A 17,153-nucleotide genomic window follows, 5' to 3' on the forward strand; every position below is an offset into this window, starting at 1 on the left:
GAGTGAGAGAGTACGTTTCGTGTGCTTTCGAACCGGGAGGGTCGGGGTGTGGAGGGGAGAAGGTGAACGGTGAAGGACTTCGGGACAAGCGGTTCGAGATGCGAAGCGTCACGTCATCACGGAAGTCTCCGATTTCGGAACGATCCCGAGGCACTCGACCTACTCCGCCTGTAGAGAGAGGAAGTGATAGGGAGAGAGACGTGAGTACTGTGATTATTGTGAGAAATTCTCAGTATCCGAGATGCTGAGAATTTCATCTGCGAATTCCGAATCCGAGAGTTCTTCTAGTTCAGGATCTGAAGTCGTTTCTAAATCTCGAGTCACATCCACTGCATAATCGATCGCATCTGGCATACTTTCGAGATCGTGTTCACGTGCGATCTCAGCTATTTTTTCCGCTGTTTCGTTCGAAATCGTCACTGTTGTGTGTTCTTCCGACGTCATAAATGCACCATCATACTTCGTTTCCGTAAAACCACCGCGATATACAATATAATCTATACTACCCATCTCTATACGATACATCTGTTTAGAACTGAGGATAATAACAAGGATAGTATTGACAGGAAGAGTCGTCACCGCTTCACGCTCAATCCGCCGCCGCGAGGATCTCCTCGCGCGTCTCGAGAACGATGTCGGGATCGAGGTCGAGTTCGTACTCGTAGTACTGGCCCCCTTTTAAGCCGTAGTTGCGCTCGTGGCGGAGGAGAAACCCGAGCATATGCAGATCCGAGAGGTGATCCTGGATGCTCTTCAGCGTGGTCAGCGGGGAGGCGCCGTACGCCTCGGCGACCTGCTCGTAGCCGTCCTGGATCGTCTTCGAACGCGCCGGGACGTCGCCGCGCTTGTCGAGCTTCGCGATCGTCTCGAGGATGTATTGGGCGTGTTCGGTCTGGTCGCGGATCTTGTTCCGGAGCCGCCCGCGCTGGACGAGCGTCCGTGCGTCCTCGATGTGGTCGTCGGAGACGACCTCGTCTCCCTGTCGCTCGGCGACCTCGGCGCCGACTCGAAGCAGATCGATCGCCTGTCGGGCGTTACCCATATCCTGTGCCGACAGCGCGGCCGCCTTCGCGATCGCGGAGTCGTCACACGCCCCGTCGATGAAGGCGCGATCGGCACGGTCGTGGAGGATCCGCCGCAGCTCGCCGGCGTCGTAGGGGCTGAAGGAGATCTCAGTCTCCATCAGCGTGTCCTTGACCTTCGCCGACAGCGACTGGCGGAACGTGTAGTTGTTGCTGATCCCGATGATCCCGACGAGCGAGTCGGTGAGGTGGCCGTTCGACCGCGCTCGCGGCAGCTCGTACAACAAGGTGTTCACGTCGTCCAGATGGTCGATCTCGTCGAAGACGATGAGGTGCGTGCCGCCGAGCCGGTCCAGCTGCGCGTAGAGCTCGTCGAACGCGTCGCCGGTCCCGAGCCCGCGCTTCGGAAACTCGCTTGCGTCCTCCGGAAGCAGGTCGTTGACCAGTCGACGCACGACCATAAACAGCGTCTTCCCGTTGCAGTTGACCTGATGGACGTGAAGGTCGTTCGCTTCCTCACGAACCGCGACCTCCGACTGCAGCTCGTTCATCATATACTTCGTCACGGCCGTCTTCCCGAGACCGGCCTTCCCGTATAAAAAGAGGTTCTCGGGCTCGCGACCGAACAGCACGTCCTGCAGCGCGTGGCTGAACGCCTCGATCTCCTCGTCGCGTTCGAGGATCTCCTCCGGCTGATAGCTCTCGTTGAGCACGGACTTGTCCGCGAAGATCGTCTCCGTGAGATCGCTGAACGGTCCGCCCATCTAGATCCGCGGTCCTCCCATACCTGTTCCGCCGTTCTCCCCACGACTACTTAAAACCTCTTTTCGTTTGTTTCGTCTGCTTTGATCGATCCGCGATCGAGCCATAAGAGTCGCACTGGCTCCGGATGTGATCGCGTGACATCCCCTGGTTACGGATCTAGCGCGAGGAAGGTTCTTTTGGAAAAGCACACGAAACGTACTCTCTCACTCCGATAGAGCAGCGAAAATCGATCGTAAATATAAACGTCTCGATAGTCTCCGCCCCCCGGTTCCCCATCCTCGTTCTATCCCTCCCCCCACCCGAGCAACCGAAAGCACACGAAATGTACTCTCACTCTCCCCGGCCGATCGTCCCGCCTCACCAACCGCCGCCGGCCTACTCACCGACCGACGCCAGCCTACTCACCGACCGACTCCGGCCTACACACCGACCGACTCCGGCCTACACACCGACCGACTCCGGCCTACACACCGACCAACGCCGGCCTACTCCACAAACTCGCGTTCGAACCGTATGACATCGTCGTCAGTCCCGACGAGTATCAACTCGTCGTCCGCCTCGATCTGGAACGTGTGAGGATCGAACCCGTGTATCGGCGCGCCGCCGCGCACGACGGCGACGATCGTGCAGCCGGTTCGTCCACGGACGTCCGCATCAGCGATCGTCGATCCGCCGAGCGACCCGGCGGGCAGCCGAACCACGTTGATCCGTTTGTCGTAAGCGAGCACCTCCTCGTCCTCGAACACCGTCGAGGCCAACATCCGACCGCTGACGGTCGCCAACGACTGGACGTAATCGGCACCGGCCCGATAGAGCTTCTCGACGTTCGCGTCGTCGTTTGCCCGAACCACGATGTCGAGATCCGGATTCAGCTCCCGCGCGATCAACGTCGTGAAGATCGCGGTCGTATCGTCGCCGATCGTGAGCACCAACACCGATGCTTCCGATATCTCCGCTGCCTCGAGGACCGCCGGGTCCCGGGCATCACCGACGACGTCGACCACGTCACCGTCGTCAACGTTCTCCGAATCGAGAACAGTCACGCGCGACCCCGTCCGAGCGAGCGCCTCGTACGCCGCGCGCCCGGAATCGCCGTATCCGGCGAGGACGATCCGCTGGGACGGGAAGGTTCGAACCGCTGCCGCCGTCGCCTCGCGGAACGTCTCGATCCGGTCCGGCGCGCCGACCACGAGCAGCCGCGTTCCGGCGTCAAGCTGCATCTCCGGGTCGACCGGCGTCTCGAAGTCGGTCCCGATCCACGCCCCGATCACGTTCACGCCGAACCGCTCGCGGACGTTCACCTCGGTGAATCGGCGGTCACAGACGTCGCTATCCGCGGCGACGGTCACCTCGACGAGCTCGAAGTCCTCGCCCAGCGTCACGCCGTCGTCGACGTCGGTCGCGACCGCGGTCGGAATCTCGCCGATCAGGCTCCGGCCGAGGATCTGTCGCGGCGAGAGCACCTCGTCCGCGCCCGCGGCGCGGTGATACCGAGCCAGGTCCGTATCCGTGACGAGCGTGATCGCTCGGACGTCCGGGTTCGCGTCGCGGGCCGCCAGCACGATGCTGGCGTTGGCGTCGTCCGTCGAATCCGCAACGACCGTTTCCGCGGTCCCGATCCGAGCGTTCTCGAGCGCGGCCGTCGATTCCGGATCGCCGTGGATCACCCGATATCCCTCGTCGTGGAGCTCGCGCGCCGTGTCCGCGTCCGGCTCGACGAGCACGTACGCGCGGCCGCGGGCCTCGAGCTCGGTGATGAACGCCTCCGTCCGCGCAGTGTACGCACAGATCACCACGTGGCCGGGGCCGACGTCGATCGACTCGGGCGGAGTCGGCGTGACCGCCTCCCGTAGCCACGGCACCGCGAAGACGTCGACCCCGGTGAGGATCAGCCCGATCCCGGCCAGCTGCATCGTGATCACGAGCAGGTTCATCTGCGGCGACTGCCAGCCCGCGTCCTCCCCGTATCCGGTGGTCGTGAAGCTCTGGACGACCACCTCGAGCGAGCGGTAGAGGGGCTGGGGACGTCCCTCCCAGACCGCCATTCCGGTGTTGTACACGAGAGTGAAGAGGACGGTCGTGGCCAGCACCAACGCGAGATAGAACGCCGTCCGCCGCGTACGCAACACCATACGCTCACCCGTTCGGCGGGCAGGTATGAAGGTCCACGGATCACTTTCGGTTCCGAAACGAACTGCCATACGGATCACTTTCGGTTCCGAAACGAACTGCCACACCTTCCACATCCGGTTCCCAAAACCGTCCTCGAATCGGAGTTGCCCCCGTTCCCGAACCGGATTTAAAACAGCCGTCGCTCGACCACCCGGCGGATCCGTCCCGGCTGGCTCGCCCCGTACACGACGAGCGTTCCGTGTTCCGTTCCGGCCGTGACCGGGTCCGACCCGCGACCGAGGAGGCGGTCCGTGAGATCGCGCTGGATGCCGCTCACGACAAGGACGTCCGAATCGGTCGCCGCGCGCTCGACCGCGGCGTCAGTTCCCGACTCGACGAGACGCGTCTCGACCGGCGCCGCACAGAGCGCGACGAGCTCGGTGAGATAGTCCGCGGTGGTGTTTCGACGGCTCTCCGGTTGATCCTCCCCGATGGGGAGGTAGAACGTGACGGTCGAACCGGTCGCCGTGGCGAGGGCGTCGGCGAGGGCGACCTTCGCGGGATCGAACGGTCCCTCGTCGGTAATGACACCGATCCGCTCGACCGCATCGTGATCGAGGTTCGAGACCTCGACGACGTCACACGGTGCGTGGTCCTCGATCCACTGCGTGTCGCTGCCCAGCAGCGTGTCCCTCCCGGCCGAGCGTTCGATGAGGAGGGTGTCGGCGTCGACGTGGTCGGCGTAGTTGACGATGGCGTGCCTGGTGTCGTGGCTGACGACCTCGCCGTACCGGATCGGGATCTCGGAATCGGTCGCCCGGTCGGCCATTCTGGCCTCGAACGCCTGGTCGGCCTCGGTGAGCGTCGCGGCCGACTGCGGGAGCGGCGTCTGGTCGGGGACCTCATCGAATTGGGCGACGCGAACGCCACCCTCCCGAGTTCGTGCCAGGTCCGCCGCCAGATCGATCAGGGCGCGTTCGACGTCCGGGGGCGTCCGCTCGGTCACCGCCACGAGCACCTCGTGGCCCGCGGTTTCGACCTCGGATTCGGTCTGTTCGACGACGTCCCGACCGACGCTCCGGCGGAGGGCGTCGGTCATCGCGCCCTCCCGAGGAACGCCGCCGCGCCGGGAGACGAAGAGGTAGTACCACGCCATCGAGCCGACGATGATGACGACCGCTCCGACGAGCGGCACGAACCCGATGTACCGCAGGAGCACGATCCCGCCGCCGATTCCGACCAGTTGCGGAACGGGATACAGCGGGGACTCGAAGCTGGGCTCGTACGCCTCGATCGACCCCTGTCGGAAGGCGATCAGCGCGACGTTGATCAGCACGAACACCAGGATCTTGAACGCGCTGGCGAGCTTCGCGATGTCGGCGATGGGGACGAACGCGATGAGCACGAGCAACACTCCGCCGGTGATCGTGATCGCGTTCACCGGGGTCTCGAACCGGTCGCTGACGTCCTCGAAGAGGTCCGGAGCGAGTCCGTCGCGGCTCATCGCGAAGGGATACCGTGACGAGGAGAGAATGCCCGCGTTGGCGGTGCTGATCAGCGCGAGCAGCGCCGCGACCACGACGGCCGCAACCCCGATCGCGGGCAGCGCGTTGCTCGCCGCCACCTGCATCGGCGTTTCCGTGTTCGTGAGCGCGGACGCATCCGCGACGCCGACCATCACGGTCACGATGGCGACGTAGATGCCCGCCGTGATGACGAGCGATCCAAGGATACCCAGCGGGAGGTTCCGGTCGGGGTTCTCCACCTCCTCGGCGACGCTGGCGATCTTGGTGACGCCGGCGTACGAGACGAACACGAACCCGGTGGCGCTGAGGATCCCCTCGAATCCGCTCCCGAAAAATCCCCCGAAGCGGGCACGATCGACGCTTGGCGCCCCGACGACGATGAACCAGACCATCACGGCCAGCATGACCGCGACGATCGCGATCTGCATCCGCCCGGTCTGTTTCGCGCCGACGACGTTCAGGACGATCAGGACGCCCGCCACCGCCAGCGCGACGGGCGTCACCGGCAGGTCGAACAACAACACCAGATACGGCGCGCCGCCGACGAGCGCGAGCGCCCCCTTGAACGTCAACGAGAACCACGTGCCGACGCCGGCGATCGTTCCGAACAGCGGCCCCATCGCCCGCTCGATGTACAGATAGGTCCCGCCGGCCTCGGGCATCGCGGTCGCCATCTCCGATTTGCTCAGCGCCGCCGGCAACACCAACACGCCGGCGAGGGCATATGCGAACACGACCGCGGGACCGGCCATCTCCATCGCCAGCCCCGGCAGGATGAAGATGCCGCTCCCGACCATCGCACCGATGCTGATGGCCGTCACCGACGGAAGGCCCAGATCACGCTCCAGCTGCTTCCCCATCTACCGTGCCCCGAAACCTGCACGGTGGTTCCGGGCACCCGATCCCGCAACGTCGAACCCCGAGACGAACAACGAATCAGCGACGATTGGGCGGTCGTTCACGTGTGACCGGAAAAAAGAGATACACTCCAATAAAGGCGTGGTCGGATACAATTTTCACAGCCAGTTTGGCTCGATGATGCTACGGATATCCGGAATTCTTCGGGCCCGCGGTATCTCGAGTCCCGATACCGGTACTCGATCTGGCGCGAACCACATCCGTTCCGAACGTATTTGACTGATACCGCAGGGAACGCCGTCGTGCGCGAAACGATAGAAGAGCGAACCGTCAACGGGTGTAAGGCAACGCTAGTGTTTGATACGGGCGGACCAGTCGGTAGCAATCATTTGCTGATCATCAAGCCGGCCGATACCGAAGAGGATTGGCTGGTGAATCGGTGGTTCTACTTCGGGGAGCAAACCGAGGTGTACATATGGAACTTTGCGGAAAAGGTCAGTACCGACGACGAGTATCGACGGCAGTCGCTGGAAGAGGTGGCGGACTGGAAACGCGTCGCCAACCTGTATGAACCCCTCGCTCGCGGACTCCATCAGGAACTGTCCCAGTCCGAACGGAGTGAGTTCCCGATTATGAACGACAGCTCCCGGCTCGATTCCGAGAAGTTGGAATCGCTTTGCGAAGAGCTGTTCGAGGAACTCAAAGCCATCGTACGTCAGGGAACGGATCGGCATCCGGACGCAGTCTACGACGAGAAAGAAACCGAGCTACGGCAGTGGCTCGCTGACGAATCCTCATAATTCGATGTGAGGAACGACCACGCGCGCCCCGGACACATCGGAACCCCCGTCGCGGTCAAACGGCGAGCGGAGCGCTACGAAACGAGCCAAATGTACGCCCGGAACACTACCGGGCGAGTTTCTACTAGTAGGGTTGGTCGAAGTGAAACGGGTGCAATAGGGAGCGGCGCCAAAGACGTATAAACGAAGGCGGCCCTACGGGACTGTATGACGATCACTCGTGACGACGATGTGCTCGGCGGGGAACCCCGTATCGACGAGACGAGAGTCGGCGTTCGTCACGTAGCCGCGCGAGTGATAGATAGCGGTCAATCGCCTGCATACGTCGCTGATCAGCTCGATCTCTCTCTCGCAGAGGTCTACGAGGCACTCTCGTACTACTACGATCACGTCGAGGAGATGCGTGACCTCGAACGAGAAAACGAAGACGCGTTCGAGCGCGTCCGTGAGTCCTCGCTGAAGCCAAAAGAGACTATCCAGTGACGGGGGATCGGATTCTTCTGGACGAACACGTCGGTCGGATCTTCGAGCGACTGCTCTCCGAACGCGGATACGATGTCGTTCAAGCGAAAGACCAGTTCGGAGAACACACGAACGATGTCGGACTCCTCCAGTGGTGTGCAGATGAGACCGTCGTCTTGCTCACGAACAACGCCAAGGATTTCGAACCGCTTCACCGAACTCACGACCATACTGGAATGCTGCTGTACTACGATCAGAAACTCCCCGATAACGATCCCGAAGGGCTTGCTCGAACAGTAGATGAGGTCTTCAATCAGTACGGTTCGACGGGTATCGAGAACGAACTTGTCGATCTCGACGAGTGGTACGACTGGCTCCACGAGTGACTGCGCGAGCGAAAGTGTACGCCCGGAACACTAACGACCGGTCTCATCTCCGGCGGCGTGCCGTGTCGACCGGGAAACCCTCGTGCCGGGCGGCCGGAGACGTTCCGGCGGACGGTCCGAACACGCTCGAACGTGCTCGGACGAGGATGTACCGCGCCCGGGTTCGCCGCTCGGTCATCGCTCCCAGTCGGGAATGCTCCGGCGGGGACTAAAGGCGCGTACGTCTCCTAGCAACCACACGTCCTTAAGGCGTCCGACGCGTCCGAATTTCGTACCGTCGCTCCGGCGCTGCCGAACTCCGAGACGAACGTCCTCAGTCCGCACCCGGATCCGCTCAGTCCGCGCCCGGATCCGCGTCCACGTCCTCAAGGTCGTCCCGCGGCGCGTTCGCGGCGATCGGCGAGACGCCGCGACGCCGCGCGTCGAACTCCGAGAGCCCGTAGACGAGACCCACGAGGACGACCGCGCCGATCGGGAGCAACACGACCGGCGAGATGCCGACGTATCCCCACACGAGCAGCAGAACGATCGCGACGATCCCGACGGTCCCGGCGTAGTAGAGCTGCGTTCGGACGTGGTCGATGAGGTCGGCGCCGGTGAACGTCGCCGAGAGGACGGTCGTGTCCGAGATCGGCGAGGTGTGATCGCCGAAGATCGACCCGGAGAAGATCGCGCCGACCATCGCCGCGACGAGGGTGTGGCCCGCGGCGCCGCCGCCCGTGATCGACCACGCGACGGGAATGACGATCGGCGTGAGAATGCCCATCGTGCCCCAGGACGTCCCCGTCGAGAAGGCCATAAACGCCGCGATGACAACTACGAGCGCCGGCAGAATGGCTGGGTTCACCACGCCCTCGGCGACGCCGGCGACGTACTCGCCGGTGCCGAGTGCGCTCACGACCTCGCCGATCCCCCACGCCAGCGAGAGGATGGAGACCGCGGTCAACATGATCCCGAACCCGTCGATCGTCGTGTCCGTTGCCTCGCCGAGCCCGAAGATCCCGTACGCCTTCCCGAGGACGAACCCGGTGACGACCATCGCAAAGGAGCCGTACAACAGCGCCTTGTCGTAGGCGGCATTGGTGACGCCGTCCCAGAGGGCGCCGGTCGGGTCCGCGAGGAACCCGCCGAGGGTGAACCCGCCGGTCCACAGCGCGCCGATGAGCGTGACGGCGATCAGCACGGCGACCGGGCCGAAGAAGTTCACGAGCCGCGGGTTCGCCGCCGACGGATCGCCGAGTTCCGCGGCGACGTCCTGCATCGGCCGCGCCTCCTCGCGGTTGACCTTGCCGGTCGACCAGGACCGGTGTTCCGCAACCAGCATCTCGCCGTAATCGCGGCCGGAGATCACGATGACGAACACCATCACGATCGCCAGGATCGCGTACATGTTGAACGGGATCGAGTTCACGAACACCTCGAAGACGGGCGGGTGGTCCGTCACGCCCGCGGCCTCGTAGCCGTCGCTGATGAGCGAGAGCTGGAAGGCGACCCACGAGGAGATCCCCAGCGTCGCCACGGGCGCCGCCGTCGAGTCGACGAGGTACGAGAGCTTCTCGCGGGAGATCCGGAGCCGGTCCGAGACGTCCTTCATCGAGCTGCCGACGATCGCCGTGTTGGCGTAGTCGTCGAAAAAGAGGATCACGCCGAGGACGGCGATCGAGACCCCGGCCTTGCGCTGGGTCGTGAGCCGCTTGAGGGCCCAATCCCGGATCGCGTAGGAGCCGCCGAGGTTCCAGACCATCGCCACGCCCGAGCCCAAAAACAGCGTGAAAACGATGATCGTGGCGTGGAACTCCCCGGCGATCGCCGCGATGATCCAGTCGAACGCCGGGAAGAATCCGAATCCGGCCGAGACCACCCCGGAGACCCAGCCGACCGGGTCCCCGAGGAGGTTCGGCCCTCCGGCTTGGATCACGCCGCCGGACCAGATGCCCAGGAACAGCGACAGTACCGCCTTGCGTGTCACGATCGCCAACGCGATCGCGAGCACGGGTGGGATCAGTGATGCGGCGCCGAACTCTGCCATATCCGAGACGATTCGTTCGGTGAATACTTAAAAACATACCCCGTTCGGAGAACACCACTACGTCGTCGTCGTCCCATCCCGGTCCGTCCCGGTCGCGTTCGACGAACGGACCAGGTCGTCCGGATTCGACTACCCTACTTTCGTTCGGGTTCGGCCACGCCACTTCCGCCCGGATTCGACTACACTACTCTCGTCCGGGTTCGGCCACGCCACTTCCGTTCGGGTTCGGTGAACGCCCCGTCCGTTCGGACGATCGACCGTCGATCACCCCATCGATCGTCGCGAATCCGAACGCACTTATGCGGGAACGACCCACACCCAGCAATGACTGTACGAGTCGGCATCCTCGGTGCCACCGGCGCCGTCGGACAGCGATTCATCCAACTGCTCGACGATCATCCGACCTTCGATCTCGCCGCGGTCACCGCGAGCGAGGCCAGCGCGGGCAAGACGTACCGAGAAGCCGCCAAGTGGCGCGTGGACACGCCGATCCCGGACGACGTCGCCGAGATGGAAGTCGTCGAGACCGACCCGAAAGCGGTTCCGGACGACGTCGACCTCCTGTTCTCGTCGCTGCCCTCGGACGTCGCCGCGGCGGTCGAGCCGCCGTTCCTCGAGGCCGGCTACGTCGTCTCCTCGAACTCCTCGAACGACCGGATGGCCGAGGACGTCCCGCTGACGATTCCCGAGATCAACCCGGACCACCTCGGGCTGATCGACGTTCAGCGCGACGAGCGCGGCTGGGACGGCGCGCTCGTGAAGAACCCGAACTGCTCGACGATCACGATGGTTCCGACCCTCGCGGCGCTCGACCGGTTCGGGCTCGACCGCGCGCACATCGCGACGCTACAGGCCGTCTCCGGCGCCGGCTACTCCGGCGTCACCTCGATGGAGATCATCGACAACGCGATCCCGCATATCGGCGGCGAGGAGGAGAAGATGGAGACGGAGTCCCGGAAGCTGCTCGGCTCCTTCGACGGCGCCGAGGTCACCCTCCACGGGGTCGACGTCGCCGCCTCGTGTAACCGGATCCCGACGCTCGACGGACACCTCGAGAACGTCTTCGCCGAGCTCGCCGAGGACCCCTCGCCCGAGGCCGTCCGCGAGGCGATGCGCGACCAGCCTGCCGCCGATCTCCCCAGTTCCCCGGACCAACTGATCAAGGTCTTCGACGATTCGGAACCCGACCGCCCACAGCCCCGTCTCGACCGCACCTACGCCGACGGGATGGGGATCGTCGCCGGCGGCGTCCGGACGACCACGAAGGGCGTGAAGTACAACTGCCTCGCGCACAACACCATCCGCGGCGCCGCGGGCGCGTCGATCCTCAACGGCGAGCTGCTGGCGGAAGAAGGCTGGATCTGAACGCTGCAGGGCTGGTCCGTCGGATGATCCCGCCCATCGGTTACGGAGTATCGAGGAGAAAGCCCCGTGCTTTCGCGCGGGGATGAATCCGAGAAACCCTCAACAATCGACATTAGCAAGTAGCCCGGCGTCGTACCGTGGAGCAAGACAACTCGCGTAAACTTTCAATCGGAAGAATCGGGGTCGCTTCCCGCTGATACGGACGGTTCCACGCCCACCACCGGCAAACCCGGTGGGGAATACGTGGTTGAGATTCGCTCGCCGTCCTAACAGTACCCCTACCCGTCACTGGAGACGGTCGGCAACGACCGCGCAAACGAGGGGGCGACAGCATACCAAAACACGCCCCGTTCGCGGTTGCACTCCGCCCTCATCGGTGGAGTACGGTCGATGGCACGACCCGTGTCCACTCACATTCCAACCGTGGGTGGTTGCCCGGTATTCGGACGCCTCGGGTTAGACGGTATCGGGTACGGCACAAGCGGATACCGCGTCCCTCTCGGACGCCGAATACGCCATCCCCTCGTTTCGAGGGCCGACGTGTAGCGCAGAAACCCGGAACTCATCCGCCGTGGATGGGGAAGTTGCCTTCGGAGGCTGACGGAACGGCCCGACGCCCCACCAAGGAATCCTCGCGCTTCAGCGCGGGGAGGATGTCACTCATCCAGGTAGCTGCAGCGACCCGTCTCTCCGTCGAAACAGTCCGGGCACTCGGGCGGCCGATCAATGAGAAGCGACAGCCGGTCCGCGACGTCCGCATTTAACACTGGTTCGATCGCTCGTGCCTCCTCCCGGTAGTCGGTGACCTCAAGGACGTCCCGCAGGAACCGCTGGATGAGACACGAGTTTTCGAGAAGCGCCCGACCACGATCGCGCCCTGCGTCGGTTAGTGTGACGCCGGTGTACTTTTCATAGTGGAGCAGGCCGTCGGACTCCAGTTTCGCGAACATTTCGGTCGCACTCGAGGGATGGACGTCCAGCACGTCAGCGACGGCACCGGTGGCGATGAACGTGTCCGCAACGCGCGTCCGTTCGAGAGCATAAATCACTTTGAGATATCGATCCCTCGAACCCATGGGTCAGGACCTCATCGCGTGGCTCCCAGCGTGTCTCCGATCGCGAGTCGGTTGCCGGACGAACGCGATCCGTAGCGAGTGCATTACGATTTAGGTAAGCCTAAAATAATATGTATTCTTCGATCCCGATGGGCGAGGAAACCGGATCCGTCGATGACCACGGGAAAGGCGGAGGGAAGGGTGAGGAAAGACGGGGAGAACGGTGGAGAAACGAGGAGAACGGTGGAGAAACGAGGAGAACGGTGGCGAAAGACGAGGGAAACGGTGGGAAAGAGCGCGGAGAACGGCGAGATCCCGTGGGACCGTTGGAGCGGACGTCGGTCAACCCTCGAAGTTATATCAAAACGCTATCACGAAGATGCAGTTTGATATCGGAGATTCACGGTGAGGATACGCAGTACGATCTCCGGGTTAGATCGAGTTATGAGGTTGATTAGGCCGAAATATAAAATCCCCCTGCTCCCCCAGGACGTTTTTGGGCAGGCCTAAAATATTCTATAGTTGACAATATTTATGTGGATGGAGGTCCAAGGAGGAGTTGATGAGCACCAACGAATCCCTTCGTCGAGAGGCCGGCACCGTCGAGGAGAATGCCGTCCGTATTGACACCGACAAGGCCGAACAGGTCATCGAAGCGCTGAACACCGATCTCGCCGCCACGTACGTCCTCTATCACCAGCTCCGGAAGCACCACTGGAACGTCGCCGGGGCGGAGTTCGAGCAGCTTCACGACTGGTTCGGCGACGCCGCCGAGGACGCCGAGGACAACGCCGACGACATCGCGGAACGCGTCCAGGCCCTCGGCGGGGTGCCGATCAGCGGTCCGAGCGCCCTTTCGGACCACGCACCGGTCGAGTTCGAGGGTGAGGACGTCTACAACGTCCGAACCTCGATGGAGAACGACCTCGCCATGTACGGCGAGATCATCGAAACCGTGCGCGAGCACATCTCGCTCGCCGAGGACCTCGGGGACTACGCGACGAGCGAGATACTCCGTGATACGCTCGAGGACCTCGAGGATGACGCCCACGAGCTCGAGCACTTCCTCGAGGACGACACGCTCGTTCTCGAAGCGGCACTCAACTGAGGGATACGAACGATGACGAAGAGTCAGATCGGACTGGTCCGCGAGCCCGACGCCGGCGAACGCCGCCAGGAGTGGGGAACGGTTAGTGACAACCGGCTCCGGATCGACCGCGACGAAGCCGAGGTGATCGTCGACGCCCTCAGCGTCGACCACGCCGGATCGTTCAACCTGTTTTATCTCTTGCGCAAGCACTACTGGACGGCCGAGGGGGCGGAACACGACGACGTGGCGGACTTCCTCGAGGACGCGTACGAGCGCGTGCGCGACATCAACGACGACCTCGCGGTCCGGATCGTCGAACTCGGAGGCATTCCACCGAACACGCCGCCGACGCTGCAGGACCACGCCGAGGTCCACCTGGAGGCGGAGGATCTATACGACATCCGAGCCTCGCTCGAAGGCGACCTCGAGGGCTACGCCACGCTGATCGCGAGCATGCGCGATCACGTCGGCCTGGCCGAAGACCTGGGCGATGCGGCGACGGGAGAACTGCTTCGGGACCGCCTCGAGGACCTCGAGGATGACGCCCACGAGATCGAACAGTTCCTCGAAAACGATACGCTCGTTCGGGAGGACGCGCTGAACTAGCATGGCGAGTACACCACATCTCCGGAAACCCGATGCGGACCACGTTCGCCAGGAGTGGGACACGGTCGAGGAGAACGCCCTCCGCATCGACCCGACCGCGGCTGAACGGATCGTGGAGGCGCTGAATTCCGAACTCTCCGGGCTCTACATCCTGTTCAACCAGGTACGCAAACATCACTGGCTCGTCGAAGGATCCGAGTCGGGCGACGTCGGCGACTTCCTCGAAGACGCCGCCGACCGGCTCACCGAGATCACCGACGACCTCGCGCTCCGGGTGCACGCGCTCGGCGGCGTGCCCGTCTGTGGCCCGATGGGGATCCGCCAGCACGCGCCGATCCACATCGAAGCACCGCACCACTACGACGTGCGGTCCTCGCTCGACCGCGATCTCGACGGCTACGCCACGCTGGCGGTGCAGATACGTGAGCACATCGAACTGGCGGACCGACTGGGTGACGACGCGACCAGCGAGTTGCTGCGCGACCACCTCACGACGCTCGAAGCGGACGCACACACGCTCGAGAGGTACCTCGCAGACGATACGCTGGTCCAGCACGGATCGACGAACTGATCGCGGGTCGCTACCTCGGCGGAGAGCCCTAGTCGGTCGATCCAGTCTCTCCATCTAGTCCTGTCGGCAGGACGTGGACTGCGCCTGCGCCGGCAGGAGGTCGTGGACTGCGCCGTCAGGGCGTGATCTCGTCGCGATCGATGGGATCCTCGATGTCACCCATGATCGACTCGAGGAGGTCCGTGATCGTCAACATACCGACTATCTCACCGTGTTCAACCACGAGGGCGAGCTCCTGGTTTTCGGTCTGAAACTGGTCGATCGCGTCGCTGATCGAGGCGTCCGCCGACAGCGTCATCGGCGGCGCCGCGAGATCGACGAGATCGAGGTCGCCGGTTTGCAACTCCTCGCGGTGGCGTTCGAGCACCGGGGCGTAGATGATGCCCTCGAAGTCCGTCAGCTCCTCGCCGACCATCGGGTAGCGCGTGTGCGGATGGTCCGCGATCCGCCGAAAGTTCTCCGCCGTGTCGACCGCCGTGGAGAGGGTGACGATCTCCTCCGACGGGATCATCACGTCGCGAACCTCACGTTCACCGACGTGGAGGGCGTTCATGATCTCCTCGCGTCGCTCCTCCGGAAGCCCGCCCTCCTCGAGCACGGATCCGAGACGGTTTCGCAGGTCGGCTCGGGTTTCGATGACGTCCTCCTCGGTCTCGAGCCAGGCGCCGGTCATCTCGATGCCGAACAGTTTGAGCGTCCACTTCGCGACCGCGTCGCCGAGCGTGATGAGGGGGGAGATCAGCCAGTTACAGAGATACAGCGGGGTGGCGCCGTACCGACAGACCATCCGTGAGCGTTCGACGCCGAGGTAGGTCGGCGTCTGTTCGCCGTGGGTGAGATGAACGAGGTTGATTATCAGGAACGCGATGAACGCGCCCGTTCCGATACCTGCGAGGGCCGAGCCCGCAAAGAGGGGTTCGAAGATGGCGGCGAGCGCGGGCTCGGCGACGATCCCGACCGCGATGCTGGAGGCGGTGATTCCGACCTGACACGTCGTGAGATAGATCTCGAGATCCTGGGTCATCTCCCAGGCGCGCTCGAGTGCGGGATGGCCGTCGTTGATGAACTCGTCCTTCGAGAACTGTCTCGCGCGCGTCAGCGCGAACTCGATGGCCACGAAGAACCCGTTCGTCAGAATGAGCAGGAGCCCGGCGAGAAGCCGGATCAGGATTTCAGCCGTGTTCATCGATGGGTGGTGATATCTCGTCGAGACGTTTTATCTTTGAGGTCAAACCGCCGTCGACCGGATCGAACGACGATGGCCGCCGGGCGCGGTCGAGGTCAATACGGGAGGTTGCACGCGGCGAATCGTTCGTCGGACAGGTAGACGTCAGAATCGCGCACTTCGACGTCGATCTCGTCAAGCGCGTCCCCCCGACAGGGGCCGGCCGTGCAGAATCCGTCGCCACACTCGAAGCGCGCCCCGTGTGCGTGACAGACGATCCGATCGTCGTCGATGATCGCACCGTCACCCGGATCGAGCGGGACGTTCGGCTTGTGCGGACACGAGTTTCGCCAGGCGAAGACGCCGGCATCACGCTCGCGCCGAAGAATGATCTCCGTGGTGCGGTTTCCGTCGACCGCCGTGCAGCGGAGCGTGCTGTCGGTCGGGATCTCGGTCACCGGCGCGATGTAACGGGGATCACGCTCGCCGTCGTCGGACCCCTCGTGCGCTCGGGTCGACGTGTCCTCGTCGCTGGGGGTGTCCGCCTCCGTGACGTCGGCGCCGTCGATGCTGAATCGGAACGTCACACCGTCGGTGGCGACTTCCCCCGCGTCATCGTGAACGTGAACCGATGCTTCCTCGGAATCCGACTCCACGGACACCCGAATCGAGTCACGCATCCGTCCACGATTTTGGTTCGCCTAAAAAGTACCTTTCGGATCCGCGGATCGACGGTCGAACCCGTCATCGTTTTAGGCCTGGCTAAATCCAGTTGGGACATGGCCGATGCCGACGTCGACGTCGATCTCGAAGTCGAGGTCGAAGTCGACCCGGACGAGTTCGAGCTGGAACTCGGCGACCGACGCGAGGTGGAGGGGCAGCTCGATGCCGACGGCCTCACCATCGAGGTCGAAGCCGAGATCGATGTGGAGGGGGAACATCGATGACCGGAACGAGGACGATGACCGGAACGAGGACGATGCCCGGAACGAGGACGATGCCCGGGACAAGGACGATGCCCGGGAACCGATGACCGCCGCAAGCCGGACGCTACTCCGAGAACGTGACCGTCGTATCGGTGGCGATCCAGGCGTCGGTGTTGCCCGGCTCGGTCAGAACGGTTCGTTCGGAGTGGATCTCGTAGACGTTCAGTTCAGGGGTTTCCTCAAGGGGATCGTCTCCGGTTGGTTCGGTGCGGGCGCCGGACGCCGGCGTCTGACTACGAGACGTCGTCATTGAGATTCTTTAGGCAAACCTAAAACAAAAAGGTTTGGATGTGTCGGTCACCGTGACTCGGAGCTGTTTGCTCGAGGACGTGTGAGCCGGCGCGGAGAGCCGGAT

General features: G+C 63.4%; 18 protein-coding genes. 9 read left to right on the top strand and 9 right to left on the bottom strand.

All coding sequences use genetic code 11. The features are described from left to right. Positions 1-213: 213 nt before the first annotated feature. The 4 genes from BLV25_RS16885 to BLV25_RS13230 all read right to left on the bottom strand — a co-directional run bounded on the left by BLV25_RS16885 (position 214) and on the right by BLV25_RS13230 (position 6,285). Complete coding sequence (locus tag BLV25_RS16885) at positions 214-579, bottom strand: hypothetical protein (RefSeq protein ID WP_143114453.1); 366 nt, start codon at positions 577-579, stop codon at positions 214-216. A gap of 10 nt (positions 580-589) precedes the next feature. After that, entirely contained in the window at positions 590-1,786 is a 1,197-nt protein-coding gene (locus tag BLV25_RS13220) for a Cdc6/Cdc18 family protein (RefSeq protein ID WP_021072452.1), read from the bottom strand. A 486-nt stretch (positions 1,787-2,272) separates the two neighbouring features. Continuing rightward, positions 2,273-3,919, bottom strand: coding sequence for a potassium channel family protein (locus tag BLV25_RS13225; protein ID WP_092734127.1), 1,647 nt, complete (start codon positions 3,917-3,919; stop codon positions 2,273-2,275). A gap of 167 nt (positions 3,920-4,086) precedes the next feature. Further along, positions 4,087-6,285 carry an amino acid permease gene (locus BLV25_RS13230; RefSeq protein WP_092734130.1) on the bottom strand — a complete coding sequence of 733 codons (2,199 nt, stop codon included), beginning with the start codon at positions 6,283-6,285 and terminating at the stop codon, positions 4,087-4,089. Between the two features lie 300 nt (positions 6,286-6,585). Here BLV25_RS13230 and BLV25_RS13235 point away from each other — a divergent pair, with 300 nt between their 5' ends. The 3 genes from BLV25_RS13235 (at position 6,586) to BLV25_RS13245 (ending at position 7,931) form a co-directional block, all read left to right on the top strand. Continuing rightward, positions 6,586-7,083 (top strand): hypothetical protein, encoded by a 498-nt coding sequence (locus tag BLV25_RS13235; protein WP_092734133.1) that lies wholly within the window; start codon positions 6,586-6,588, stop codon positions 7,081-7,083. 207 nt (positions 7,084-7,290) lie between these two features. Next, positions 7,291-7,566: a DUF433 domain-containing protein gene (locus tag BLV25_RS13240; protein WP_021072448.1), complete on the top strand. Its 276-nt coding sequence runs from the start codon at positions 7,291-7,293 to the stop codon at positions 7,564-7,566. Next, the gene (locus tag BLV25_RS13245; RefSeq protein ID WP_021072447.1) at positions 7,563-7,931 is read left to right on the top strand and encodes a DUF5615 family PIN-like protein; all 369 of its coding nucleotides are present in this window, start codon (positions 7,563-7,565) and stop codon (positions 7,929-7,931) included. The genes BLV25_RS13240 and BLV25_RS13245 overlap by 4 nt, the downstream gene beginning before the upstream one ends. Before the next feature lie 334 nt (positions 7,932-8,265). Here the strand turns inward: BLV25_RS13245 and BLV25_RS13250 are convergent, their stop codons facing one another. Beyond that, a complete protein-coding gene (locus BLV25_RS13250) occupies positions 8,266-9,960 on the bottom strand; it encodes a Na+/H+ antiporter NhaC family protein (protein ID WP_092734136.1) in 1,695 nt (564 codons plus the stop codon). Between the two features lie 324 nt (positions 9,961-10,284). Between BLV25_RS13250 and asd the strand changes: the two genes are divergently transcribed. After that, positions 10,285-11,325 (top strand): aspartate-semialdehyde dehydrogenase, encoded by a 1,041-nt coding sequence (asd, locus tag BLV25_RS13255; protein WP_092734139.1) that lies wholly within the window; start codon positions 10,285-10,287, stop codon positions 11,323-11,325. A 656-nt stretch (positions 11,326-11,981) separates the two neighbouring features. Here asd and BLV25_RS13260 read toward each other — a convergent pair. Further along, positions 11,982-12,401 carry a metal-dependent transcriptional regulator gene (locus tag BLV25_RS13260; RefSeq protein WP_092734142.1) on the bottom strand — a complete coding sequence of 140 codons (420 nt, stop codon included), beginning with the start codon at positions 12,399-12,401 and terminating at the stop codon, positions 11,982-11,984. A gap of 128 nt (positions 12,402-12,529) precedes the next feature. Between BLV25_RS13260 and BLV25_RS16890 the strand changes: the two genes are divergently transcribed. From BLV25_RS16890 to dpsA (BLV25_RS13275), 4 genes are all read left to right on the top strand, one after another. Beyond that, the gene (locus BLV25_RS16890; RefSeq protein WP_143114454.1) at positions 12,530-12,838 is read left to right on the top strand and encodes a hypothetical protein; all 309 of its coding nucleotides are present in this window, start codon (positions 12,530-12,532) and stop codon (positions 12,836-12,838) included. A gap of 104 nt (positions 12,839-12,942) precedes the next feature. Further along, positions 12,943-13,488, top strand: a complete 546-nt coding sequence (dpsA, locus tag BLV25_RS13265; RefSeq protein WP_021072443.1) for a DNA starvation/stationary phase protection protein DpsA — start codon at positions 12,943-12,945, stop codon at positions 13,486-13,488. A 12-nt stretch (positions 13,489-13,500) separates the two neighbouring features. Next, positions 13,501-14,076 (top strand): DNA starvation/stationary phase protection protein DpsA, encoded by a 576-nt coding sequence (gene dpsA, locus BLV25_RS13270; protein ID WP_021072442.1) that lies wholly within the window; start codon positions 13,501-13,503, stop codon positions 14,074-14,076. A gap of 1 nt (position 14,077) precedes the next feature. Beyond that, a complete protein-coding gene (gene dpsA / locus BLV25_RS13275; protein WP_021072441.1) occupies positions 14,078-14,647 on the top strand; it encodes a DNA starvation/stationary phase protection protein DpsA in 570 nt (189 codons plus the stop codon). 115 nt (positions 14,648-14,762) lie between these two features. On the opposite strand, the gene BLV25_RS13280 is transcribed toward dpsA (BLV25_RS13275), so the two are convergent. Both BLV25_RS13280 and BLV25_RS13285 read right to left on the bottom strand, forming a co-directional pair. Beyond that, on the bottom strand, positions 14,763-15,833 hold the full coding sequence (locus BLV25_RS13280; protein WP_021072440.1) for a CNNM domain-containing protein: 1,071 nt from the start codon (positions 15,831-15,833) through the stop codon (positions 14,763-14,765). A gap of 95 nt (positions 15,834-15,928) precedes the next feature. Next, positions 15,929-16,492, bottom strand: coding sequence for a Rieske (2Fe-2S) protein (locus BLV25_RS13285; protein WP_092734145.1), 564 nt, complete (start codon positions 16,490-16,492; stop codon positions 15,929-15,931). A gap of 99 nt (positions 16,493-16,591) precedes the next feature. Between BLV25_RS13285 and BLV25_RS17505 the strand changes: the two genes are divergently transcribed. After that, positions 16,592-16,759: a hypothetical protein gene (locus tag BLV25_RS17505; RefSeq protein ID WP_176819501.1), complete on the top strand. Its 168-nt coding sequence runs from the start codon at positions 16,592-16,594 to the stop codon at positions 16,757-16,759. 103 nt (positions 16,760-16,862) lie between these two features. Here the strand turns inward: BLV25_RS17505 and BLV25_RS13290 are convergent, their stop codons facing one another. After that, positions 16,863-17,048, bottom strand: coding sequence for a DUF7331 family protein (locus BLV25_RS13290; RefSeq protein ID WP_021072436.1), 186 nt, complete (start codon positions 17,046-17,048; stop codon positions 16,863-16,865). Between the last annotated feature and the right edge of the window lie 105 nt (positions 17,049-17,153).

The organism is Halopenitus persicus, from assembly GCF_900107205.1.
Taxonomy (GTDB): Archaea; Halobacteriota; Halobacteria; order Halobacteriales; family Haloferacaceae; genus Halopenitus; species Halopenitus persicus.